30 protein-coding genes are annotated in these 24,092 nt (G+C 43.1%); 2 read left to right on the top strand and 28 right to left on the bottom strand.

The features are described from left to right. Nucleotides 1–187 precede the first annotated feature (187 nt). The 25 genes from B2863_RS01030 to B2863_RS00910 all read right to left on the bottom strand — a co-directional run bounded on the left by B2863_RS01030 (nt 188) and on the right by B2863_RS00910 (nt 20,753). Entirely contained in the window at nt 188–322 is a 135-nt protein-coding gene (locus B2863_RS01030) for a hypothetical protein (protein ID WP_265089082.1), read from the bottom strand. 2 nt (nt 323–324) lie between these two features. Next, nucleotides 325–747 carry a hypothetical protein gene (locus B2863_RS01025; RefSeq protein ID WP_296206900.1) on the bottom strand — a complete coding sequence of 141 codons (423 nt, stop codon included), beginning with the start codon at nt 745–747 and terminating at the stop codon, nt 325–327. 1 nt (nt 748) lies between these two features. Then, on the bottom strand, nt 749–982 hold the full coding sequence (locus B2863_RS01020) for a hypothetical protein (protein ID WP_296206898.1): 234 nt from the start codon (nt 980–982) through the stop codon (nt 749–751). After that, complete coding sequence (locus B2863_RS01015; protein WP_296206896.1) at nt 982–3,507, bottom strand: hypothetical protein; 2,526 nt, start codon at nt 3,505–3,507, stop codon at nt 982–984. The genes B2863_RS01020 and B2863_RS01015 overlap by 1 nt, the downstream gene beginning before the upstream one ends. 17 nt (nt 3,508–3,524) lie before the next feature. Next, nucleotides 3,525–3,851, bottom strand: coding sequence for a hypothetical protein (locus B2863_RS01010; protein WP_296206894.1), 327 nt, complete (start codon nt 3,849–3,851; stop codon nt 3,525–3,527). Between the two features lie 2 nt (nt 3,852–3,853). Next, the gene (locus tag B2863_RS01005) at nt 3,854–4,750 is read right to left on the bottom strand and encodes a hypothetical protein (protein ID WP_296206892.1); all 897 of its coding nucleotides are present in this window, start codon (nt 4,748–4,750) and stop codon (nt 3,854–3,856) included. A gap of 8 nt (nt 4,751–4,758) precedes the next feature. Beyond that, on the bottom strand, nt 4,759–4,983 hold the full coding sequence (locus tag B2863_RS01000; protein ID WP_296206889.1) for a hypothetical protein: 225 nt from the start codon (nt 4,981–4,983) through the stop codon (nt 4,759–4,761). A 1-nt stretch (nt 4,984) separates the two neighbouring features. Next, nucleotides 4,985–5,329 carry a hypothetical protein gene (locus tag B2863_RS00995; RefSeq protein WP_296206886.1) on the bottom strand — a complete coding sequence of 115 codons (345 nt, stop codon included), beginning with the start codon at nt 5,327–5,329 and terminating at the stop codon, nt 4,985–4,987. Beyond that, entirely contained in the window at nt 5,326–8,973 is a 3,648-nt protein-coding gene (locus B2863_RS00990) for a hypothetical protein (RefSeq protein ID WP_296206885.1), read from the bottom strand. Before B2863_RS00990 ends, B2863_RS00995 begins: the two co-directional genes overlap by 4 nt. A 73-nt stretch (nt 8,974–9,046) precedes the next feature. Next, nucleotides 9,047–9,184 carry a hypothetical protein gene (locus tag B2863_RS00985; protein WP_296206883.1) on the bottom strand — a complete coding sequence of 46 codons (138 nt, stop codon included), beginning with the start codon at nt 9,182–9,184 and terminating at the stop codon, nt 9,047–9,049. Nucleotides 9,185–9,216: 32 nt separating this feature from the next. Further along, nucleotides 9,217–9,648, bottom strand: a complete 432-nt coding sequence (locus B2863_RS00980) for a hypothetical protein (RefSeq protein WP_296206882.1) — start codon at nt 9,646–9,648, stop codon at nt 9,217–9,219. A gap of 124 nt (nt 9,649–9,772) precedes the next feature. Beyond that, the gene (locus B2863_RS00975; protein WP_296206881.1) at nt 9,773–10,516 is read right to left on the bottom strand and encodes a hypothetical protein; all 744 of its coding nucleotides are present in this window, start codon (nt 10,514–10,516) and stop codon (nt 9,773–9,775) included. Nucleotides 10,517–10,527: 11 nt separating this feature from the next. Further along, entirely contained in the window at nt 10,528–10,950 is a 423-nt protein-coding gene (locus tag B2863_RS00970) for a phage tail terminator protein (protein ID WP_296206879.1), read from the bottom strand. Then, nucleotides 10,947–11,384, bottom strand: a complete 438-nt coding sequence (locus B2863_RS00965; RefSeq protein WP_296206877.1) for a phage virion morphogenesis protein — start codon at nt 11,382–11,384, stop codon at nt 10,947–10,949. The genes B2863_RS00970 and B2863_RS00965 overlap by 4 nt, the downstream gene beginning before the upstream one ends. 8 nt (nt 11,385–11,392) lie before the next feature. Continuing rightward, entirely contained in the window at nt 11,393–11,830 is a 438-nt protein-coding gene (locus B2863_RS00960; protein ID WP_296206875.1) for a phage protein Gp36 family protein, read from the bottom strand. A 2-nt stretch (nt 11,831–11,832) separates the two neighbouring features. Next, on the bottom strand, nt 11,833–12,114 hold the full coding sequence (locus B2863_RS00955) for a hypothetical protein (RefSeq protein WP_296206874.1): 282 nt from the start codon (nt 12,112–12,114) through the stop codon (nt 11,833–11,835). Nucleotides 12,115–12,169: 55 nt separating this feature from the next. Beyond that, a complete protein-coding gene (locus tag B2863_RS00950; RefSeq protein ID WP_296206872.1) occupies nt 12,170–13,264 on the bottom strand; it encodes a major capsid protein in 1,095 nt (364 codons plus the stop codon). A gap of 12 nt (nt 13,265–13,276) precedes the next feature. After that, a complete protein-coding gene (locus tag B2863_RS00945) occupies nt 13,277–13,657 on the bottom strand; it encodes a hypothetical protein (RefSeq protein ID WP_296206870.1) in 381 nt (126 codons plus the stop codon). Continuing rightward, nucleotides 13,657–14,862: a S49 family peptidase gene (locus B2863_RS00940; RefSeq protein WP_296206868.1), complete on the bottom strand. Its 1,206-nt coding sequence runs from the start codon at nt 14,860–14,862 to the stop codon at nt 13,657–13,659. Before B2863_RS00940 ends, B2863_RS00945 begins: the two co-directional genes overlap by 1 nt. A 125-nt stretch (nt 14,863–14,987) precedes the next feature. Then, a complete protein-coding gene (locus B2863_RS00935; RefSeq protein WP_296206867.1) occupies nt 14,988–15,788 on the bottom strand; it encodes a phage minor head protein in 801 nt (266 codons plus the stop codon). 167 nt (nt 15,789–15,955) lie between these two features. Continuing rightward, entirely contained in the window at nt 15,956–16,585 is a 630-nt protein-coding gene (locus B2863_RS00930; RefSeq protein WP_296206865.1) for a hypothetical protein, read from the bottom strand. 323 nt (nt 16,586–16,908) lie between these two features. Continuing rightward, entirely contained in the window at nt 16,909–18,432 is a 1,524-nt protein-coding gene (locus B2863_RS00925; protein WP_296206863.1) for a phage portal protein family protein, read from the bottom strand. Beyond that, nucleotides 18,429–19,700 (bottom strand): PBSX family phage terminase large subunit, encoded by a 1,272-nt coding sequence (locus tag B2863_RS00920; protein ID WP_296206861.1) that lies wholly within the window; start codon nt 19,698–19,700, stop codon nt 18,429–18,431. Before B2863_RS00920 ends, B2863_RS00925 begins: the two co-directional genes overlap by 4 nt. Then, entirely contained in the window at nt 19,681–20,154 is a 474-nt protein-coding gene (locus B2863_RS00915) for a DUF2280 domain-containing protein (RefSeq protein WP_296206859.1), read from the bottom strand. The genes B2863_RS00920 and B2863_RS00915 overlap by 20 nt, the downstream gene beginning before the upstream one ends. Nucleotides 20,155–20,186: 32 nt before the next feature. Then, on the bottom strand, nt 20,187–20,753 hold the full coding sequence (locus tag B2863_RS00910) for a putative metallopeptidase (protein ID WP_296206857.1): 567 nt from the start codon (nt 20,751–20,753) through the stop codon (nt 20,187–20,189). A gap of 70 nt (nt 20,754–20,823) precedes the next feature. Between B2863_RS00910 and B2863_RS00905 the strand changes: the two genes are divergently transcribed. Both B2863_RS00905 and B2863_RS00900 read left to right on the top strand, forming a co-directional pair. After that, nucleotides 20,824–21,234 carry a DUF6173 family protein gene (locus B2863_RS00905; protein ID WP_296206855.1) on the top strand — a complete coding sequence of 137 codons (411 nt, stop codon included), beginning with the start codon at nt 20,824–20,826 and terminating at the stop codon, nt 21,232–21,234. A gap of 785 nt (nt 21,235–22,019) precedes the next feature. After that, nucleotides 22,020–22,316, top strand: coding sequence for a hypothetical protein (locus tag B2863_RS00900; RefSeq protein WP_296206853.1), 297 nt, complete (start codon nt 22,020–22,022; stop codon nt 22,314–22,316). Nucleotide 22,317: 1 nt separating this feature from the next. Here the strand turns inward: B2863_RS00900 and B2863_RS00895 are convergent, their stop codons facing one another. The 3 genes from B2863_RS00895 to B2863_RS00885 all read right to left on the bottom strand — a co-directional run bounded on the left by B2863_RS00895 (nt 22,318) and on the right by B2863_RS00885 (nt 23,980). Beyond that, nucleotides 22,318–22,476 (bottom strand): hypothetical protein, encoded by a 159-nt coding sequence (locus B2863_RS00895; protein WP_296206851.1) that lies wholly within the window; start codon nt 22,474–22,476, stop codon nt 22,318–22,320. 596 nt (nt 22,477–23,072) lie between these two features. Further along, on the bottom strand, nt 23,073–23,504 hold the full coding sequence (locus B2863_RS00890; protein ID WP_296206849.1) for a hypothetical protein: 432 nt from the start codon (nt 23,502–23,504) through the stop codon (nt 23,073–23,075). A 2-nt stretch (nt 23,505–23,506) separates the two neighbouring features. Next, nucleotides 23,507–23,980 carry a Panacea domain-containing protein gene (locus tag B2863_RS00885; RefSeq protein WP_296206847.1) on the bottom strand — a complete coding sequence of 158 codons (474 nt, stop codon included), beginning with the start codon at nt 23,978–23,980 and terminating at the stop codon, nt 23,507–23,509. Nucleotides 23,981–24,092 lie beyond the last annotated feature (112 nt).

The raw sequence follows: 24,092 nt of genomic DNA, 5'->3' as shown, positions 1-24,092 counted from the left end.
AACCAGCCGTAATAATTATTAAAACAAGGTGCATGAGCCAACTTAACTTCTTAGTCTCTTTGTAGTGCATTGTTTTCTTTTGACAGTTCGGACAAAACGCCAGACTCTGCTCGACAACCTTAGCCATGTTCTCCGCCTACATCATATTATTAATTTACTCAATTTTAGTTGATTAAGCATTGTTACGCTAGCTTTTCATAAACTCTTTCCAACCTTTCGCGTCTGCTTGTGATACTCGCATTGCAATAGCCATATCCTTAATGCTTTGCTGTTTATCTTTGGCTAGCGCCTTGGATAACTCCCACCATTCGCCAAACGCCATATCTAAGACATCGTGCTCTCTGAGTCCGATTTTGTAGAATGGTAGTAAGCTGTCGAACCAAGTAAGGCTAACTGTGCTCCCAGACTTTTTAGGGGTATGAAAATCTGACGCATAAAAAAATCGCCACTATGGGCGACGACCTCCTGCATCACTGTGAGCATTTCAAGCGGCTCAAGCTCTCGATAAAAGGTAGGCGTTTGGTCTGTTAGTACCGATGCCAGTATGACCGTTTCATCCGTGTAGCTGCCAATGAGTGCTAGTAGCTCACTCTCAGGCAGTCCCTTATTTGCTTTTACAATACGCTCAAACTCAGCGACAAAAGGTGTAAATGCCCGTGTCACTTCGTTTAAGTTTTTAACTTTGACGCGCTTGATAGTAATATCAGTATCAGCGACGCGGATCACTTTATCTGTTTTGTCTGTCATACTAAACCTCTATTTCAACAAAGGGTAAATCAGGTGCTTCACTGACTATCTGCCCATCACGTATGAATACTTTAGATTGCAGCTCGTAAGCTGCACTTGATTGTACGATGGTGTTGCCGCCGCCCTGCATGGTGACGGTATAGTTTGAGCCATTACGATCAATGACAGTGGCCAATTGCTTAGCACCTTGCTCTGTCACGTTTTTGAATAACTGCCATAGGTTACCGCTAGCCATTAGACAGACTCCTTATCGAAATGACGCTCAAACCCAGCAACCTGTTCAATTTCCAGTGCTCGATTGCTATTGAGTCTGCCAGTAATGGTCGTTCCGCTAACCTTACCTATCCATGACTCGCCATCATTAACACCAACCAACGTGGAAGGCAATAATACACCTACATCAGCAACTAGCGGCATTGATATATCAATATTACCAATATCACCAGTATCGCTCAGTATCATCTTACCGCGGCTAATAGCAGCGTCTTGGTCAGTCATTAAGTCGCTCGTAACCATTGGCGGCTGATAACCGCCTGACGTACCTGTACGCTTGATTAGAGCGGCGATACCGCCGTCATTCTCACCGTATATTGTCACCCCATTGTATGCAGGCTTGTTGACACGGCCCCGACTGCGACTGGTGATAAGCGACATTGGCAACTCAATACTAGGTGTCTGCGCTGCCCATTCCCATGATGGTATTGGATAATGAGCCAGTACATGGATAATATCCTCACTCATATGAGCATTGATAAACCCACCTGCTGCTTCGGCTATCCACTGCAGTGAATTAATAGGCGTTTTATTTGAGTAGCTGTAAGTATTGGCAGGTATATTCCAACCGTTAACCCCTGCAAGCTGCCAATCAAGCGTAAACCCTGACGGTACGCCAAAGCGGTTTAACTCATCCTCAGCAATCTGTCTTGCGCTCATAGCTGTGTCGTACTTAAAGCCACGATGCGTAGCGTATGGGTGCGCTAATAGCATGGCGCGTGACTTGCCTTTGATCGTTAATGAACTTTCACCAAACGACACGCTATCATCACAGCTATCAAGTATAAATCGCCACAGATTGCCGTTACAGGTAAACTCTACGCCTATCTGCTGCTCATATGCCGTATTGACTTTTGACAGCTCAGACAGCGGCACAGTCGCACTAAACGACCATGTATAACTGTTACTATCAATGCCCACGCTAAAGCCTAACATCTTAATCTCACGCCCATCGTCTGAGCGCACTAATGACACACTGTTTGTCACGAATATAACTCCCTTGTTATAGGCTTCGCCTTTCTCGCCAATTAGTAACTCTAGCCATGCAGTCGCGTTGATCATTGATTGTGCGTTTACTGCAACCGATGACGCCTTGCCAAACATTTTAGGTTTGCACGTAACGACATCGAGCGTAGTATTGACGCCTAGTGTCTTGCGTTTGCATGGCCTCGTTTCCATTGCATCAGCATCTTCAGCTGATAACTCAAGAACACCACGAGGCATTGATAACGGCATAGCTAAACTGCTAGATATGCCCCTATCAGCGATACGTCTGTGCATGGGTAGCGCAAGCTCATCATTGTAAACATAGTGGCGTAATGCGCCTGTTCCGCACTCCCAGCCCTCAATAACTTGTTCTTTTAAGATGACGGTCTGCGATAATGGCGGCGGCACATAGCGCAGTTTGGAGTACGGCAACCGAGCAAACTCATGACGCAGATCATAGCTAAGTGCAGTCAGTCGATTGTAGTCGCTAGACGTATCAAGCCTGTCTGTTATCAACTCAGCGTATTCAGCGCCCAGCGTTCGATCAATCTGGCGCTTAGCCATTGCCTCAAAGCTATACCAATTACTATGACTAATGCGCTTTGCGTTCTCGGTTTTTAGCGTAGATTTACTGGCAATAAATGTTTGATATTCAGCGCCTTGCTTGCTGCTATCACCTATCAGCTTTGATTGCTCAAATGATAGCTGCCTACTCGATATCAACTGCTCGTTAGATTCAAATTGCGCTTGGTTATTTGTGCTAATTATCTTTGATTGCTGCCAATCAGCACTAACTGACTTTGCTAAATTAGCGTTATTCTCAAAACCTGACTGCCTACCAACACCTTGTAATTTTGCGTCCTGTATATTACTAGATACGTTCAACATACCGACACTAGGGTTATTAGAGTCGTAGCTTGCTGTAGCGCTCGCTGTAGGGTTTAAGGTCGCTGTTGCAGCAATTTCAATTGCAACAGCAATCTGTTCGGCAGATATTAAAGCGCTTGCTGTAGGCGCCATATTTGCGACTGCTACAATTGCTACACCTACATCATTGTCCGCATCTATTGTCACAGCAGCGGATGCTGTAGGCGACATATCTGCTGTAGCATTAACTGCTAGTGCTACGTCTTCATTATCTACAGGCGGTGCTATTGGCACTCCAACCACTGTGCCAAGCCTACGACTCATATTGAGTGGCAGTTCGTTTGGTGCAGGCTGATCGCTAAATAATACAGACAAAGGCAGTGGCAAGCTGCTTGATATAAAATACAGTTTTGGGGCTACAGTCCCTAACGGCTGCCTTATGGATAAAGTCAATACGTTAGCGCTTGGCCGAACAACAGCTAAACGCTCCATACGCAACGGTAATGAGTCAGCAAACACATAGGTGTAGCGGGTTATATCACCAAGATTACGATCAAGCGGCAAACTCAATTTATTCGCTTTGGGTTGCACTGATATATAACGGTCAAGCATGAGGCGAAGCGCATCAGACATAATTACCTCGTATTATCTTATGTTTGCCATGACCGCCACAGTGCTTGTTGCTCATCAAGTGACAAATCATTGGCAGGGGCAACGTAATCCCAAGCAAAAGGTTCAAGCTCTCGCTTGTGGTCACGTACCATAACCAAAACCTCTTGCGATGTGTTAAGGCCCATAAAAATATAATGACCGTTATCAAGTGAAGTCACACGCTGTATGACTTGCAAAGTATCGGCATTAAACAGGTAGATATGTCTGGACGCTGGTTTACCAGTAGCGGTAACAATCCCGTCATCGCGACCAGCAATATATCCGGTGTAGTTGGTATTTATCTGAGTGTATGATTTTGAATACATATTCAATACTCCCAATAATCTAAATACACAAGAACACCCCTAGCGCTACCTTCTACATTTGACGAACTAACCTCTCTGCCCATGCAGACGTAAATCATTGGTCTATTGTTATCATCCACTGTATCTCTAATGCCAAATAAGTTTGCGGACTTGGCGCTATCAACCGCCATGAATCCAGGATGCTCCGCAGCAAAAACAGAGCCACTGTATAGATATAACTTAGAGACAACATCGGCCTCCGACGTTCCATAAGTTTTCGCTCCAGCTGTTATCCCTGATATATTTGCCGACGAAAAGGTTAAGTTGGTGTAAGACTCTAAGTTGAAATGTGATGCTGATGTTGTTGAGTACAGCTGATAGGGTTGATAGCTTGCGCCGTGACCAACAGACCAATAAGCAATATTCTTACCGCTAGTTGTTGTGATTGCGGATTTAACCCTGCCAAAATATGTAACCCTTGCAACCATTGCGCCTATATCGGATTGATACATTGATTCAATAAAGAAAAAGCCGCGACCAGTAACAAGTAATTGCCAGCCATTGCTACCACTTGTCTTGTCTATATAGCTAAAAACCTTTTTACCTGAGTTGTTGGTTGGGTCTGTTCTCACATCTAAATATTTATAATACCAAGTTGTGGCGGTGGCACTTGTGTCAGAAATACCTATTTTATAACTACTCATTGAGGTGCTAGGGCTGACAAACTCACCTGCATTAGCAGTTTCATTAGTCACTGTCCAGCCTGCGCTAGCGACCGAACCATAGCCGTTTACTAGGCATGCTTTTAGTATTGCGTAAACATCACCTGCTACCCGAGCGTTATAGTTAATCTGGGGTGCGCTTGCATCGGTACTTTTAAAGCGTCTTACAGGCTCGCTTACTGGATTTAAAAAGCTCATAATTATCCTTATTTATTTAATACAAATTCGTATGGGCCATGTGTAATGGGTTCGCAGCCATCTGCCACGTAAGTGATGCCGACTATCATATTTTCCGTATAATCGAACGACCAATTTCCTGCTGTATTTGGTATCGACTTTCCGAGGCATTTGCCTGTTTTCCAAGCGAACAACAGCACGTAATCAATAGCTGTACCGTTAAATCGCTTAGCCCTACCGTTGATTGTTGCCATATCACACACCCATAGTTAACGCCGTTAGCGTCACATATCCGCCTTGATATATCTGCGCCTTATCGAGTGTTAGCTCGGTTGCCACATCAAGTGTCGCTATCAGAGTGCCGCTCGCATCTAAAATCTTAGCTGCTGTTGGTACGCCTGAAGCGATTGCTAGCGCTTTAGGCGGCACCTTAAACGTCATAACAGCATTAGCAATAGAGGCTTGCACAGGATTAAGCAGCGCAATCTCAGCAGCTAACGTTTCGCCGATAAACAAAGAGAGCACCGAATTGGTGCCCTCATTTAATTTATTAGCAATACCCTGCAAAGCTGCATTTTTAGCATCGACGCTTAATATCATGAATTACCTCGCTCTCGGTCAATGTTCGCGTGATAGCCAATCGTGAAATCATAATTATCACTGCTGCTGCCTTGGTGCTGCTGAATAGCATTACCTATCCATACAGGATATTTAGCTGCTGCTGTGTTAATCCTGACTACATTATTGGCTGCCCAACCAATACCCCATGCTGCGCTTGGTATCGTGAAGTAAGCGTAACCAGTCATCGGGTTGATAGGCATTGTGAGCGTGGTCGTTGAACCTGAGCCAATCTCACCAACTGTCTCGCCGATAATCCGAAACGATGTGGCACTCGTAAATACCAGTGCCCAACGCTCCTCGATAGCATCACGATTAGTCACCACGATAGGGTTGTTAGTTACTTGCAACTGTGACGTTGCCTTGTCGCCTATCAAGCTGTCACTAAATATATTGGTCCATGACTTTTGACTAAACACGTTATACGCACGCGCTTGCATATCACCTGCGAGCAGCATCGAGCTAAACACTGCTGCTGTGCTGTAGTCATGAGTGATGACCGTTGAGAGTGTCACACGGCCTGATATATCCGTTTCAATCACCAATGCAATATCCATAATGCGGTATTTAACAGTCAATGGCGCGGTATAGAACGACATATCAAACATACCATTTAGCTGCAAAGTACCTGCATCTAAATCGACATCAAGGTAATCGGTGTTAACTTTTAAGCCGTTAGCATCAGCAACTGATACGTCAGACAGTCGCTCGAACCCTAAATCAAACGTATCGTTTGGCTCATTGGTCGGTAGCTGCATTGTCTTAAGCTCAGTAATAGCAATGCTGTCACCTTTACGCACAAACGGCACACGACCATCACTAGGTAAGCGCACTGGATCAAGGCCAATAAGCTCTTTATCAAGCGGCAAATAGCTGTAAGCGATAGCGTTGTAGCGGATTGAATCAGGCTTCACATAAACAGGCTTATTGATGTAGTTTGTACCGCCATCGTTATAGATGTTGTTTGCGTCATACCATGGTTCGTCAACAATCTCAGGGTTTGCTGTCACACCTAATCGTTCGTAGAAGTACAAGGCAACCACACCTGCTTTGAAGTCAACCGTACCATGTGCAAAACTATGACCAGTGATACTGCCCTGCTCGTCAGTCGATAGCGATATAGGCGTACCGTCTGCAAGCTCTGCGCTGATCTGTAAAGACGCTTCTTTAAGCGGCGCAACTGGTGTTCTAAATATCAAGTTAGCGAGCGGCACTGGGTCGTTCTCACGTAGCATTGATTTAAGGTTCACCGTGTTGGCTTTAGCGACATCCCACGTTGTTAAAGTCACAAATCCAGCACTGTAATCAATCGCCCCTACCACAGCCTCGCCACTCTTAATTTTGGTGTCTTTGTCAGCTAAAGATATACCGAGCACATCAATAAATAGTGATCCATTGACAACTGGTGCCGCTGTATCTTGTGGCAAAGGGACGTTTAATGTGGCCGCGGATCCGCTAGCGGTTGCCGCCTCGGTTGATGCTGACTTTAAACCTTCCGCGCTGACAAATACTCTGTCAATCTGCATTGGCACTGTCTGCATTGTTGCCTTAAAAACTGGTGAAACGCCTGGGCGAGTCAGCACTTCCACACCGCTTTGTTTACGAGTGATTTTTACTTTTAAGCTCACAGTGCCAGAGGTTTTATTAACGGTACTGCTTAATAGTTCAGCAGACCATGCTCGCAGCTCTTCAGTAGCCCCTGTAATCGGCTGCCACGTAGTAATTACTTCGGGCGAAACAACCCCTTGACCGCTACCACCGCCACTAATTACCACGCCGTCAGCACTACTAAGGTATACAGGGCGCAGTACGTCTTTGATTATCAGTTTTGTGCCATTAGCATCAATACCTAGTACAACTTTTACATCGTAGATATTATTAAGGCCCATGACTAAGCTAATACTAGCGTCCGTTACTGACGCTGAAAAATCAACAGACGTCTCAAACTCTCCGTTGGTCGAATCAACTACAGGTGAGCTTTGGATTTTTATTGTATTGGCTGGCAGTATACGCTGATAAGACAAATTGAAAGCTGTATTCTTAGCCACTGTTACATTGGGCGCGATATTCAATTTTCCATCAATGAAAGTACCTGTTGCATCACCTGTGACAACGCCATTACTGACTGTTGCTGTTTTATCAGTTGCCCATGTGACAGTTATAGAACCACTTACTTTGTCTGTGATATTAATAACATGATAGGCAGCGGGTAATGCTTGATCGGCATACTTAACGGTCTCTAAATCGACGCCAAACGAGTAAATAATGTAACTTTCTGCATCAGGTATGGCGGCAGTCGTAAGCAATACTGTCTTACCTTGTACTGTGCCACGACCATTACCATCATCATCAACTAGATTGCCGCGACCATCGTCATGTACGAGGTAGTTGTTACCGCCTACTGTATATGCGATTTTTAGGCTGTTAGGTAGAGGCTCTGCCCCAAGCTCACGCACATAGTTATAACCTGCATTATCGCCAACAATCTGATAATCAGTCTGCGCTACACGGGTAAACTCACTAGCAGGTTTATAGCTACCAGTGATTGTCGTTTGTCCAAGATTGAGCAAGCTGTACCAAGTAATTTGACCAATACCGTACTTAATGGAGGCGTATGCCACGCTACTACTATCTACCAATTGGCCGTCTCTATCCGTTAATGAACGGCCACCAACCGTCATGCTCAACGTACCTACTGAAACGCCGCTTGGTAAGCTAAAGGCAGTGTTAGGGGCCACATTAACCGACTGGCTGATATTAATCACACCATCACCACGCGCTTGAGTAGCAACTTGGTTGGCTGGATCACGTTGCAAAATAGGTGTCTCAACTTGCGTACTTGGCACAACTTGCGTGTAGATAGAGTTCACTTTCACCTGACGACTCTGCATAGCTACTACTGGCTCAGCCAAGCGTGATGCGCTGTAATACTTAGCAGCATCAGCAACACGAGCTTCACGCAAGATAGCGCGTCTAGTCGTTGGGGTGTTTAAGTAAAACTCTTGGACTGTCAAGCCGTTGAAAGACTTGCTTAGCGTATCGCCAAACTCAATAGTTGCGACTATACGCGTTACAGTTTCACTTGCTGACTTCTGAAAACGACGTTCTACCGTGTCAACTTTAAGCGGTCGGATATATTGATAAAACTCGTCAGACTGCCCCTCGTTTTGTACAAGCACAAGTGGCTGACCGACTGCCGGTATCTGATCGCCAGTATCAAGAGATACTTGAATAACGCGCTGACCTGCAAGCTGTGTCTCAAGCAAGTGACCTGCCCATTTTGTACCAAAAGCAAGATAAGACTCGATTTTGTTTTGAGCATCGGCGCGTCTATCAGCAAATGAGGTTGCTTTAAATGCAAACACGCTGATGTTTTCGTTATCAGGTAACTCAGTAAATAGCATACGAGGTGCTTGCAATAGCTCAGCATCAGCCGTTTTAACTGCCAGTGATACTTTACGCAAGCGTACACGACCAATTAAGCGGTCAATATCTGATACATCAGGAAATAAGTTATTAGATACGCCATCAATGACAGCGACACCAGTTGGCAGACCACCACCATCAGGCGTGTCAACCATATTCTCAGACTTTAAAATTTCTAAATCATTTTGAGTAATCGCCATTATTGTCATCCGTCAAATTTTAGGCATTAAAAAACCCACTACAATGAGTGGGCTGTGGTTTTGCTTGTAGATTCTATATATTCTTATAGGCTTGTATAGCCTCGAAAATCATGTTGATGCCGAGAATTATCGCCATGACATAAAGCAGGATAAGAACCCTGAAGTCCTTTTCTCTTAGCTTATCCGCAAGGGTTTTATCTTTATCACTCATGACTAACTACCCCTCTCAGCTATTCCAGTAACTTACACGCTCGGTATCTCTAAAAACCTAAGCGTTACGTTGTAATAATCGGTCAGCTCTGGGCTGGTCGTGTTCTTTACTGGCTTGGCTTCAATCGCTTCACCTGTAGTGTCAAATATGACCTTTACACGCCTAACCGCCCCATCTGCTAGATAATCTAGCCAAAAGGTAGCTCCTAGCTTGTCACGCTCAGATTTGAGCGCATTAACCGTTGCTCGTGACAGTACGCCATGACCGCTAGGTGCTTGCATCGTGTACGGTCTACCAGATAGTCGCTCTGATTGTTCAACTATCATCGTGCCATCTAACGCGTACTTGGTATTTGATACGATAGCTGACCAGTCATGTTCACCTTCAGGATAAAGACTATCAGATAAGACGATAACCTCATTGGTCGCTGTATTCGTCAGCTTGGTTTGTGCATTAGTACGCATAATTAATCCTTTTTATTTAAGTAAATAATCACAGCGTAATAATTTACTTAAATAAAAAAGCTCACCGGTTAAAATGAGCTTTTGTTTTATCTATAGGTGCTTCTATTTAGTATTTTCAGCTAATTTACAACTTCACAATCTCGTAAGTTGCTTCTTCTGCTTCGTCATATAGCAAATCAGCTTCGAGCGTCATTTCACTAAAGTCATCACTGATTAGATCAAGCGTATCAGCAGGTGATAGCTTGGCACGATAAGCTGTGACCACCTGCTTATCTTTTTGGCCAACTTTGTTTAGTCCATCGACACGGATTCGATAATAATCAACATCATCAGTCATGGGCTTCATAACCGTAGCAGTGCCGTAGCTGTAAGCAACTTTGATCGGTGATGTGATGGTCTGTACGTGCGTCATTTCAAGAGTGCCGTACTTTTCATCAATCGTGTAGTCAATACCTTCGACCAACGCTAATGGCGTAGGCGTACTGTCGGTGATAACAACATCGCTGACGTTCTTATGTTTCAAAAATATGATATCGCCAATAGCATCAATTTCGTGCCCTTCTGCTGCGACTGTTCCTGTCGCAACTTCCGTGACCGTTGCTTGTAACGCTGCTTGCATTGCTTTTGGACGACGCTCATTAAGCGTTAAGCTAAATGTTGTAGCCTTTCTGCCATCGTCTTTGTCCCATACTTGGTTTTTACCAGAATGGTATTCGATCAGCTCTTTTTCATCCTCCACTGAGTGACTAAAAGCAGCAGCATTTGCTACACCAACCCAAAAGGGCTTGCCTTCTACACCGCCTTTGACTGCGGTTAAATACACCTTACCGTTACCGATAAATGCGTGTGACTGTTGTTTCTCTGCCATGTTACTGTCTCCTATGGCGTAATGGTTGTCTGAAAAGTGAGTGGATATAGTGCAAACGTACTAAAGTAATCAGGGCGCCCGCTTGTCGATGTGCGTTCTAGCGGATCGTGATAGTCGTCTAGCTCATAACCCTGCACATGATTAATAACTTTGCTCACAAGCTCGCCTGATGACTCCATGAGCGCTTTAACATCTGTCTGCGCAGCTTGATTGCTGACAGCGACAACGACTGTCCACTGTTGTATATCGCGGCTATCTATCGAGCCGATAGCGTTTGGATTATTGCTTGTATTGACGACATAGAGCGCAGGTGTGATCTGCTTATTAATCTTGCTGATGTCTGCAACCGTACCGATGTGCTTAACACCCCACTCGTCGGCTTTCGCCTCTAAGTGCTCGATTAGGCCAAGACCTACTGCGAAATAATTACTCATAAGTCCACGTCCATAATTCGATTAATAATGTTCAGCACTGATGCGCGGTCATCCTCGTTCATACCTAAGAACGGTCTAGCAGATATATCGCCCCACAAGTGAGGGAATAACGCCTTTTTACCGCCATAGTGCATCATGCGAGCATAGATAACGTCTGTGCCCCACTTCACGCCATCAGGTAGCGCTACCCAAGTTAATGAAGCCATTAAGCGACCAGTATCACGCAAGGTCTGACCACGCTCTCTGATTGCACGTTGAGACGGCAGCCACGGTTGACGCTGTAGATCATGCTGATTAGCAAAACGCTCTTCAGTCTGATGGACCATCTCGGCACCAGCCAAACGACTAAACTTCTGCATTTTTTTACTATCAAAATACAAGTCGCCTAGCCGTCTGATAATCTCATCGCCACCTGATAGCTCTGCATCAAACATGACTCACCTCACTTAATGCCTGGCATCTTGGCAAACACGTCATCACCAAATATTTGACCAGGGTAACTACTGCCAATTGGTACAGCAGGCTTAACGTAAGTGCTTTGCTGCTCATCGGCGGTCAATGGCTCAGCAAAAGTGACGTTGGCGCGACCAGCACTAACATCCTTTAGCCAAGCAATTTCTTCTTTGTAGCGGTCTTCTGGTTCGCCTGTTGCGTCGTTCTTATACAGCAAGTATCTTGCGATATTGCAGCAAACTAGCTCCAAGTTATCCGTTTTGGCGATGGGTGTGTTGTAACGGGTAGATAAGAAACTATCCATTTTGCCACTTGCGCTTTTTAGTGCTTTAGCAGTTGCAGCTAAAGGGTCCTCATGCAACGACTCAAGCTGACCAATTTCTAATTCACTAAAGTGACTAATCAAATCATCACGAGTCGCGTACATAATCAGTCCTTCGGAAATAGAGCAATTAGCGTTTTCTTATCATCAGATGCGTTGTACTCGATACCTTCTTCATCAAGTAAAGCTTTTAGCTCTTTGTTGGTGAGTGTGTCGAGTTCGACCACTTCACCACCTTCGCCAGTATCAACATCTTCGCCTTCAACGGCTTCAGCTTCTACGATAGCGCCTTGTTCAAGTAAGAATTTGGCACGCTTTTCGGTCAAGCCTTCAACCACTTCACCAGTCTTAAAACGGCCTACCGATTGTTTTGCAATATACTTAGACATAATTTGCTCCAAAAAAAACCCTGCGATTAGACAGGGCTATTAAAGTTAGTTGATATTAAAGAGTGATAAAACCAGTACCGCCACACGCACCATTTTTATTGATTGGTACAGGCAATGGGCTAGAATCAGCGATGAATTTATCAACTGAGGGATCATCACTAAATACATGGTACGGCATCAATTCCATTGCTAATTTAGCAGGGTTCTTACGATGCTTAATCATGCAGAAGTACAGCTTATTAGCACGCTCAGAGATTAACCAGAAACCATCTTCAGGGATCATTAGCTCGCTTGTGCCATCTGCTTTTTCAAACTCAACGTCATACGTCCAAAACTCAATACCATCTAAAGTACCGCGTAAGGTCGCTTCGGTTTCACCGCCAAAGGCGCCATCAAACACACGAGTAGCAGTGCTGTCTTTTGATGCTGTGAACTTGTCATTGAAGGTTTCGTTGTCAGCCATCGCATCGAAAACACGGCTGGACATCAATGCATCAACTGGGCGACGCTTACCGTGCTTAACTAAGTCTTTCACCATGCCGCGAATATCTTCATACGGTGTAGCACCTGTTTGGTCCCATGCAATAAGCGGACTAAACGTCAAATCACTATGACGCTCATAATCAACCGTCACACCTGCATTGTCATCACCTTCTACAACAACCTTGCCATACAGCAAAGCATCACGGCACATAATAGCGATACGAGCAGATAGTGATTCGCGGATAGTCCAGTACGATACAGCAGCAGCCATTTCCCATTCATCTTGCATGGTAGGTGGTACACCTGCAGCATTAGTAGCAATCACACGCATGCTCTGCAATAGCTTGAGCATTTTCGCTTTAATTTTGCTACTAGGCTCTACAACACATGCTGGCTTAAAGTAAGGTGCTGGAATGTGCTTAACATTCAATACGACCTTATCTTTGATCACGCGGCCTTGAGCTGTTGGCACCACAGCAGGTGCTAGCGGAATATAGGTTTTGATATCACCTACTGGTACATGGTCTTCGTTGTTTAAGTATTCTTCATCGCTAAAGTAGCGGTCACGTAAAAAAGTATCGACCGGCTTGCTTAGATCATAAACCGCGGCAAGTTCTTCAAAAGATGCTGTTTCAATTTCAACGCCTTCAATATTAAAAGTAGCCATAAATATTTATCCTTATTTAACTACGCTAAGCGTGATTTTAGTTGAGCGATTAGCGTATGCACGCGCCGCTAGTTTCTGAGTCGCATTGAGCGCCACGCCGTTCAGCTTGACCTGATCAACATCAAATTTACCCGCAACATATACAGGCATTTCAACACCTGCAGCTACCTTTGCAGTTGCTTGCTCCGCGGTTACGTCAGCAAGACAGATGACATGCCAATCAGCTTGTGCGCCTGTTTCAGTATTACTGTGAGTCGCTACGTTGGTACCAGCAGCAATTACTAGCAAATCACCGCGTTTGTACGCTGTAGCAGTGGTAGGCACTACGCTATCAGTGATAGGTGTGACATCGACCGTTAACGGCTGTTCAGTTGTATAGTTGAAATCAACCATTATTTAGCTCCTTGTGCTTTAGCTGCTTCAACAGCTGCTAGAATTTTACTTTCGCCACCTTCGCGGCCATTGGTTGCTTGAGCTTTATCCAAACCATCTGGCAGCTCAGGCGCTTTAGGTGCAACTGGTGTGGCCAATGCAACTGAAGTAGCAAACTGCGCTTCATCCATTGCTTTGAATGCCGTGATATCAGTTTCACTAAAATCACGACCAGTATCGGCGGCTAGCTTATCGATAGCGGCTTGGCGTGTTGATGCTTGCGACTCTGCTAATTTATTCTGTGCAGCAAGTGCATCAGCTTTTGCGTCAGCAGCTTCTTGTAAAGCTTTGGCCTCAGACGCCTCTAGCTCTTTGATTTTGGCTTGCGCCTCTTGTAAATCCATTGATTCCCCCTCGGTTTTTGGATTTGTATTGCTCTGATTGGTGCTGCTTGACACTGCTACGCTATCGGCAATTGCATCAATTAGACCTAATTCTTTGGCTTTAACGGCGGTGAAAACATCACCTTCCCAGCCTTTAACTGTTTTAGCATCAACATTACGCTGTGCTGCTACATGATTAAAAAAGACACTGGCTGATTCATCGACGCCTTCTTGTAGGCGCTGCTTTTCATCGTCTGTCAGTGGCATGAATGAGTTGAACGCCGCCTTCCACTTGCCTGATCGGAACAATGAAACCTTTTCGCCATAGCGTTCAAGCCATCCACTCTCTTCGGTGTGGACCACATAAACACCGATGCTGCCAATGCCTGATTGCTTAGACGCTGTAATCTTGCTTGTGCTAGCACCTAACCAGTAAGCGGCTGAATACATATCACCACTAACAAACGTTTCAATCGGCTTTGCAGACTGGTAGATAGTCTCAGTGATACCGTCAAGGCCTGCGACATAACCACCGCCACTATCAATATCTAAGACAATGCTAGTTACTGTGTAATCGTCATTTGCTTGCTGTATGTAGTCAGCTAAGTTTGCATAGCCTGTGACGCCCCATGAACGATAGTCACTTGAGGTTTCAGGTACTAGCAAGCCACGTACATCGATAGTTGCTACACCATTCTCAACCGTATAAGCCGCCTCACTATCATCGTCGTCATAGCGTGATAGCGCTTTGAAGTCGATAGACGCAAGCTGATGCTCAAGCCCTGTGCAGCTCATGAGCGCATGACTGTCAATATCGCGCTTAATCTTTGCTTGTAAGTTCATATTTCACCCATTAAAAAACCGCCCTAATCGGCGGCTTATTGGTTATTTTCTTTTACGTCTTTTTGAGTACGTGACCAATGCTATATCTATCAACAGTACAACAGCTCTGAGTATTCTTGATTTGTTCATTCGCTCTCTTCCTCAATCAGCTCTTTAGCCTCGTCAATCATCAAAGCAAGCTCTGGCACTGGCTGTGCCAACATCACTGTAATTGCTGCTTCAATGCGCTGTCTTGCTGCCAATATCGCATCTGACTGCTTGTAGTACGTGATAGCGAGCTCGGCTATTTTGTCATTGACTAGCTTATTCATGTTGCCCGTGTACTGTGCAGGAGTACCACCAATCCAATCTTTATCATTTGGCACATTGGGCAAGTCACCATCATCGGTAATACCTTTGGCTTGAGCCTGAGACTCGGTAAGCGAACGCATAATACAACGACAACGATACCCATCAGGAGCATAGTGCTGTTGCCAGAATGGATCATCAATATGTCTGACCACGCCATCTAGCACCTTGTGAGCTGGGCGCTGTCTAATGTCATTGATGCCGTCACGCATCAAATACGGGCGTTCATCTTTGTTCTGCTGTTGTTGGTACCATCGACCACGACCGTATGCGCCTTGGATATTCGTTCTAAAGATATTATCGAGCCGATGCCTTGGTAAATTAATATCAATATCACCGTCCTTCACTGCCTTTTGAAAGTCTGCGAATGTACCGCCACTATCGAGTTGGTCATTAACCAAGCCCATAACGTGCTTGATCTGCTCAGTCTGCCCTAATCCTGCAATAGAAACCGCTTGCTGACGCTGAATAGGTGTCATGCGGTCGTAGTATTCATCAGGAAGTACCACGTTACGATTAAGCGCGTAAGCAATAGCTTCGATAAACTTTACGTCAAATGCTGCTGTTATCGTTGCCATTGATTGCTCACCTTATTTTGGATAATAAAAAAGCTCATCCGTTAGAATGAGCTTTCAAATTTTTGCATTTTATTCTCAATACCAGCAATCAATTTTCAGACTGCTTGAATTAGTTTTTCTGAATTTATTCTGGTGGTGAAATAGTTAGAAAACACCTCTGACATTGGCTAGAGATTGTTTATGCTTGTGACAGACACTAGATCCATTCCCTTATACTTTCTACTCCAACGTTCTGTAATTTCGCATGCTTCCATACCAGCAAAACTATAGTCTCCTTCCTGCCCACACTGCCCACCCGTACCAACAAACTGAATATCGAAAAAACCTTTGTTGTTTGATACAAATCTAGGATAAATAGACTCTTCAAAATAAGCGAAGCTAGCTCCCTCATGAATAAGAATAGCCCCATTGTTACGCATACCTTGATAAACCTTGAAATAAGGCCAGTTTCCCCACATGGAGGCAGAATATTCACAGTTTTGTTTCGCTACATCAAGTATGTAGTCGTCAATTCCATCTCCAGTAATATCGGCTTTCGATATAAAACCTGGTTCTACATATAATGGAACAAACTCTCCATGATAACTTGCTGTATCAGCTTGATAGTTAGGACTGTCAGCATTATAGTCAAAATTAAGTTCTCCACATGCTGTCTCAAGTTCATTCAGTTCTGACTGTATTTGTGATGGATAATTACTCAATTCATCAATATGCATCAGTTTATCTTGGGCGTAAGCTTGTGTGCTCAAAATTAGCGACCCAAAAGTCGCTATAGATAAAGCATAAATAGAGTCCATATTATTTGACCTTAATGTTAATTTAGCAATACTACATTTTTCATAAAAAACCTAAGAAGAACAAATGTTAGTATTGATGTTACACAATACTATCTTATAAGTTATCTAAGGTAAACCTTGAATCAGTTCTTCAAGATACAAATGATGTCATTCTTGCAAATTATTGACTTTGCTTATTGAATTATTGGGATATTGATCCATTAAACGTTCTGCATATCAGTATTCAAAAGATAATTAAAACGCACTTCAATAACAAATTAGTAACGCACGTCTACACATCCTATCTGACAAGTATGATAGATAACAGAAGGCTACTTTTATACTCACATCTCTCTCGATTCATCAGCAAAACCATGTAAATCAGCGACCGCTAACGAGGTATTAACCAACTGAGTAAACTCGCTATCAGCCAACCCTTCACCACATAGATTAAATAGCGACTCACGTAGGCTGTCAGCGTCAGTAGCATTGCTTATAGCCGATATCACCGCCTTAGTTTCAAACGGCTGTACGCTCAATTCCAACGCATCATCTGCCACTTGCTCAAGCTCTTGCTGTTCCTCAGTAAATTGACTATCGCCGTCAGCTGCTTTAAATGGCAGCCATATTTTGCTAGCCATTGACGTATAACGATTGGCTTGTGCTGACGTTGGCAAGTTGACAGCACCTTGTTTATCACCGTAATCCATATGAGCAATATGCTGCTCGTTATAGCCATGCTCATCAACAAAATAAGACTTGGTAAAACGAACACCCATATCATGTGCTTTCTTGTCAGCGTCTAACTGGTCTTGATTAATAAACTTCTTAGCCACCCATTTAAACTCAGGCGCTTCAAAACCATTAGCCGTACAGATGACATCGATGAATCGTTGAACGGCTTTAAGCGCATGCTTACGGTCGCTGCTAAAGATAATCTCTTGCTGCTCTTGGTGCACGACACCTTGACCGTAAGTACCGCCTTTATCCGTACCACTGGTAAGCGTCTGACCTAGCAAGTAAGTAGTGATGCTTTGCTTAACCACTGAATCATAGCTAACAAATGCCTCGCCATTACTGCCACCAGTTACCGCTGTCACATCCTCATCAACGCCGATAGTCACGACACCTGAGTTATGCGCTGCTAGTAGCGCATTAGCAAAGTCCTGTGCGTCAGCATCACTGGTTGCGTCAGTCTTACCAATCAATAATGGTGAGCCGAAACGCTCCAAGAACTTAGACCAAAAACGCCAGCCATTGGTTTTGAAGTAATGCAGCCAGTAAACACGGCTTAATAATGATTTGCCTTTAGGGTTTAGATAGGTCGGCTTATGCTGTTGGTATAGATAGCGATAGTAAAAGTCAGCTTGATCACTAATCATGACCGGCTGACTACCATCGTTCGGAAACCACTGTAGTGCACCACCAGATAATGGCTCAAACCACTGAATAGGTTTTGACATCATCGAGCTGACTGCATTACGCCCATTACTATCTTTACCCCAAAGCATTTCAATCACATCATAGCCGTACCACTTACTAAGCGATGAGCCTTGTAATATCGTCTCAAGATGCAGGTCTAACTGCCCATAGATAAAATCAGCAACAGCACCCTCGCTTGGCGTAATCGTATAAGTAGCATTGCTTAATTCTTCTTCACGTCTATCAATCGCTTGGTCAATGTCTGGATCAGTGAGCAACGTTTTAAGTGCATGACGACTGATACCAGCTTTTTTCAGTATTTCGTCAGTGTCAGTACGGATCAGGTAACGGTAAAAAGTCTTACCTCGTAGGTCAGTTGCTTGCTCTTGGCTTAGCGCCTTACCTGCTGTGACACGGTAACGCGGCTTTTCAGTTATATCATTCATCTATACGTCCGTTTGCCAGCAGTGGCTCTATGTCGTTTAGTGTTAGCACCGCGCTTCATAGTGCGCTCATGTGCATATCTCAGTGAGTCAATCAAATGGTTATGCTTATCGCTAATATCAGGCAATATCTCACCGCTTAATCGATCCGTCTTGTAGCTGTACAATCTGAACTCTTTGGCGGTTGCCGTGCACCTTGGGTGAATGACAATCTGCTTGTAACCTTTTAGATGAGCAATACCATCCTCAACACTACCCTTACCTTTAACGCATGCCTTGATTTTCGGTATGCCGTTACGCTTCAGGTAGCTAATTGATTCAGGCCGAGCGTTATCAGCTATTACCTCGTAGTTTTCTATACCTGGTATATTGTCTTTCAAATAGTCTGGCGTATCGTCAATCTCAAGACCAATCTTGCATGCCTCATATTCGATATAGAGTATGCCGTCATGTTCCCATGAGTTTGTGGCGCCTGTTGGATCCGTAGAGAAACCAAAGTCTAAGCCGTTGTATGGCCCATTCCATGTTGGGTGTCTTTCGAACTCTTTAACAATAAACTTACCGTTAAATATCTGAGCATCTGACGCTTCGAGATAAGCACCTTCCCAAATCCAACGATATGTCGCATCGTCGAGGTTAGCTTGATCATTAAGTCGCTCTTGCTCAAGCACATCAGGGAAGAATGGGTTGTCGTTATAATTCATCTCTACGATGAACTCGTGCTTAACCTGTCTGAAGCGCTTGTCTGTTGCACTATCCTTGTTTTCAGGGTTCCAAGTTATCCAAACCTCTGAATCATCTTCACGTACGGTTGGTAGTAGTTTGCGCCATGCAGCTTCACTGACGTTCTCAGCTTCATCTACCCAAGCGAGCAGTATGCGTGACTTACCTTTGATGCTATCTAAGTTATGACGCAGGCCAGTAAAGGCGTAAGCAACACGCCTATTCTTAGTGCGAACGTATTTCTCGCCAATCTCATAGTAATCATTAAGCCAATCAACTGAACGTATCGCCTGTTTAATCTCTTCAAGCGACGATTCTTCAAGTGAGTTCATGTACTCACGGCCGCATAGGATTATGCCGCTAGCACCTGCTTCGGCTAGTCGATAACCCTCTACGGCTGTCATCAATGCGAATGTTCGTGTCTTGGCACTACCACGGCCACCATAAGCGCCTTTGTAGCGAGACTTAGATTCAAATACTGGTATAAGCTTGTCGGGTATGACTACATCGGCATAAACCTCATCACCTTCATTTAATAACTCGCCCATTTTCATCTACCTTTGGAGCCACTAAACGAATAACATTAGGCTTAGTCGCCATTGATCCATCACTCGATGTGTTATCGACTTTTTGTTTATTGGTATAGACCTCGCCCACGTCCTTAGCTGCTTGCTCGAGTAAGCTTGCCGCTAATGGCCTATTCTTTGACTTCTCAGCATCACGCGCCATGCGGTCAAGCATGTTCAATCGATAAGCCTTGTTAGCAATCGGTATCGCCTGAATATCGTTATTAAAATCATCACGGAATTGCTTGAATAGGTCCTTCCACTTTTGCGATAAATTAATGCCGGCTGCTAGATTTGGGTCGTAACATGAGACTTGTTGCCGTTTAATTTCGATACTAAATTCTTGTTTGACGGCCTCCACTACTTCTGTAGGTGTCATATAGGTAGCAAGCCCTTGTACAATAAAGGCCTTAACCTTATTGTTAAGGGTCGCCATAAATGCTCTCTCGTATCGCTAGGTAAAGGTAATCAGTATTTTATTTGCGGCCCACAATCTTGCAACTCAGCCATTCGTCTAACCGCTTCATCGCCGCCATATCTCCTGACCACACCAAAGAACTCTTCAACGTCATGAGTAATCAACTCAAGTTGTGGTCTGCCGTCAGCTTTAAATGATGGGTCACCAAACATATCCGGCTTATGCCTCATATGGTAAATCTTATGCTCAACCAGTGTGGCAAACTCAGCGTCTGTACAATCGCGGCAATAATTAGCATCAAGCGTGACCAAATACTCAGGCACATCACCCAACGTGTCTTCAAACCACATTTCCTGACGTGTCTTCTTCCAACCCCCAACCATCATCATTACTTTTTCGCACTGGCCTAATACTTGTTTGCCAGCTTTAACGTATTCACCTTGGGCCCACATAAATGCTATTTCAGTTACTGAGTATTCCATTAGGTGTCTATGGTCTTCGTTAAACCATTCATGATCAGGGTTAAGTATGGTTGCGTGCAGCCACTCATGTATCTCAGGTGCAGCCATTAGTGGGCGTAAATCATTTGTTGGTGGCATTGGTCTTTGTTGTGGCATATATTCCTTCCATTTTCTTACATATTCGCTATAAGATGTACGCCTAATTTATCACCTAAAAGGTAACCCTATGATCGACTACGGATTAACTGGTCCAATCAAAATGATTGATCCACTCAGAGATTTGACTGACAAAATGGATAGATTGAATGCTAAAGCTATAGAAGAAGCAAGAAAAGATAAAAACCCTGTTATTAAAATTAGAGAATCTTTAGAGCGTCATGTTAGAGAATTCGAATCTAGTCTTAATGAAGAACAAGAAGTAATGGTTATGGCTGCCTCGTTTGGTAGCTCTATCACTTTCTACGTTGACTCGATAGAATTTAACGAACCATCGCTTATTATCTTTCATGGAACAACTACCGATGGAGGGCTTACCCGACTAATCCAACATTGCAATCAACTGAATTTTTTACTACAAGCTGTTATGAAACAACATCCTGATGAAGAACGTACACCTATTGGTTTCATCCATACTTAGTAAATAGTACGTCATCAACTAGCATCCTCATCACATGCAAATAATATGGTGGTTGATAACTCATCGTATATTGCAGTTGCCATCTGCTCGCGGGTTTCTCTATAGCATGTGCTACCAGTGGCTAAATCTGATAGGTAGTACATGAGCGCTTGTATTTAGGGGCATGTCAAAACCTTTGCTTCACTACATGTAAACCTCTACGAGACGGCAGTATTTGAACCTGCGACTTGAGAATTATAAGTCCTACGTTCTGACAAACTAAGTTATAAGCACTTATTTTGAACAATAAAAAACCGCCCTATTGCAGACGGTTTTAACTACTGATATTTGGTGGGAGTCTAAGGTACGACCTTAAGCAGGTTCTCCTCCTGGTGTAAAGACGTCATCATAATCTAATCTTAGCGGTAACCCCCAGAACTCTGCAATCCCACCGTAGACCCTTAATAGTTGCTTCATACATTTACTCCTGTTTGTTTTAAGCTTTGGCAATACGATTACCCTATTACTACGGGCTTTCATTTTGTTATACACAGACTCAACCACTAACATGTTACTAATACAAGCCCATACTAACGGTAAGTAACTCGAGGGTATTACACAAAAAACAAGAAAGATTATAATTTTCGTCAAGGAAAATTTTTACAAATCTCAAATTACAGATTCGTATGCAGTTAAATTACTACTAATGGTGACACTTATCAAGTAGCTTAATTTTATCCAAAATAGACTTTATTGTAACTACAAGGTAGTATTCTCAATGAACTAACTAACCGAGAGTCATAATCATGCTACCTATTGAAAAAAATTATTTTGATGACATTAGAATCGATGAAAATTATAACGTTTTCGCTATCGATAAAGTTAATAAATACGAAAGTTGTCTACCTGAAGAAATTTCTATCTCATCAGGATCGAACAACGATTTGGAAGGTAACTGTGAAGTAACTATAAATTTATTAGATTCAGCTAGATCTATAAAGTGCAGAACTATTTTTCCTTCTCTGAAAGAAGCTAATACATATGCTCAAGAGTTAACTGAACTGATGACTAAAGCCTCTAACTCCAAAAACTCTATTAGATAAATTAACTAGCATAAAACTCAATCTTATCTACGAAACCTTGAGCGCCTACTACGCCTCTATTGGCTCGATCCTTTAGAAACTGTAGCCAATAACTCTTAGCGCACGACTCTTTCACCTCATGATAATAATCATAGGCTTGCTGGTTAGTTAGATCACACATAGTTAGCATCCCTGCTAAATTTTGGACGTAAAAAAACCACCTCAATAGGTGGTTTCTATAAAAAAAATACTTTTTAAATTAAAAAGCTAAGACGTAAAGTGCCAAATCAACTGTAAAATAATTGATAACAAAAGAACAATACCTACTAAATGCAGCTGTACGTTTTTAATACGACTATTAAAATTGTTAGTTTCACTAGCTATCCAGTACAGAGATCCTAAAATAGACCACGAAAGCGCAGCGAAAGCCATGTATACAGTTGTTTTACCATTTGAATAGGTCATAATAGGTATTAAGCCTGGCAAAACAATTAGCAAGATAAAGAACAAAGTTTTAGTAAAAAATATGTCAAAATTAAATCTCTGAATACTATTCATCAATATCTCCCTATCTGTATAGGGATAGCATAGATCAGATCTAAAGAAGATGCAACGTATTGTTTTAGAAGAATTAAATTATTCTGATAGGCAAAAAACAACATAAAAAAAGCGCTTAGAATTAACTAAACGCTTGAATCGATTGGCTTTATCTAAAAATTACGCCATTATGGCAAAATACTACCCGATTAGGCGGCATAGGTCAAGCTAATTGTCATTTTATTGAATTTTAGCTTGCATTACTGTCGCAGCCTTAGAGACCAATACAGCTAGCACTACCGTCTCTAGACGACCTGCTTGGCTTTCTGATAACCATTGCCATGATTCAGGTATAATCCAGTGCAGAACTAATGCAGTAACCATAAAAGCAAATAGAAACGCAAGGAGTGTAAATAAGCGTTTGAAAGTAGAATCAAACTTAGTTCTCCAATCTTCATCACGCTTGTGTTGATTGTCTCTACTAACCTTATCTAAATCTTTTTTGCTAAGTAAGTTTTCCTCTTGTTCTGCCCAGTATGAAGATTGTTCGTTTGAACTAGAAACATTTTCATCAATATCTAAATCAATTGAGGCAGAGCTTGAGTCATCCGCCAGCTCGTTAATGCGAGCGACGGTAATAGTCGGTATACCTACCTGATTTTCTTCACTCACTCTCATTGGCTAGCTAATACTTTATTAGTTAAATGAGCATAATGATCCCTTATCAAACCATTAGGGATTACATCTCCCCACCCTTCATGGGTAAAGATATCCGACCAAGGCGTATTCTTTTGGTGAGTTATCATTGATAACCGAATGCCATCTAGCTTTCCATACTTTTTGTATACAAAATGAATGACACTTTTTTCTTCTTCACTTAATGGAGTATGAGTAAAAACAGACCAAGAACTCACTTCGCTCTTAATTTTATCTTTGCCATAGCTTTTCACTTTTTGATAAAGCTCTGGAATAACCGGCCCGTATTTCCATGCCTCAACCTCTTCATTAATTAGAGGTTTATTGAAGAAACCAAGCATCCACCCGTGAGCAATATATACTAATTTCAAGAGTTGCATCGGAGTGAAAAAGTTCTCTTCTTCTTTCCCTAAACGAATAAATTCGTTGGCAACCGAAATAGCGCTAACCATAACCTACTCCTTATTTTAGAGACAAGAAAACCTATGGATTTATATAAAAGTCCATAGACTAATTAAACATCAATTTAGTTTATAGCTATATAATGGGCGTATATAGCTATAA

Origin of the sequence: Psychrobacter sp. UBA3480 (assembly GCF_002377945.1) — a bacterium.
Lineage (GTDB): Bacteria > Pseudomonadota > Gammaproteobacteria > Pseudomonadales > Moraxellaceae > Psychrobacter.
The sequence above is the reverse complement of the archived record's forward strand: the minus strand, read 5'-3'. Positions and strand labels throughout refer to the sequence as shown.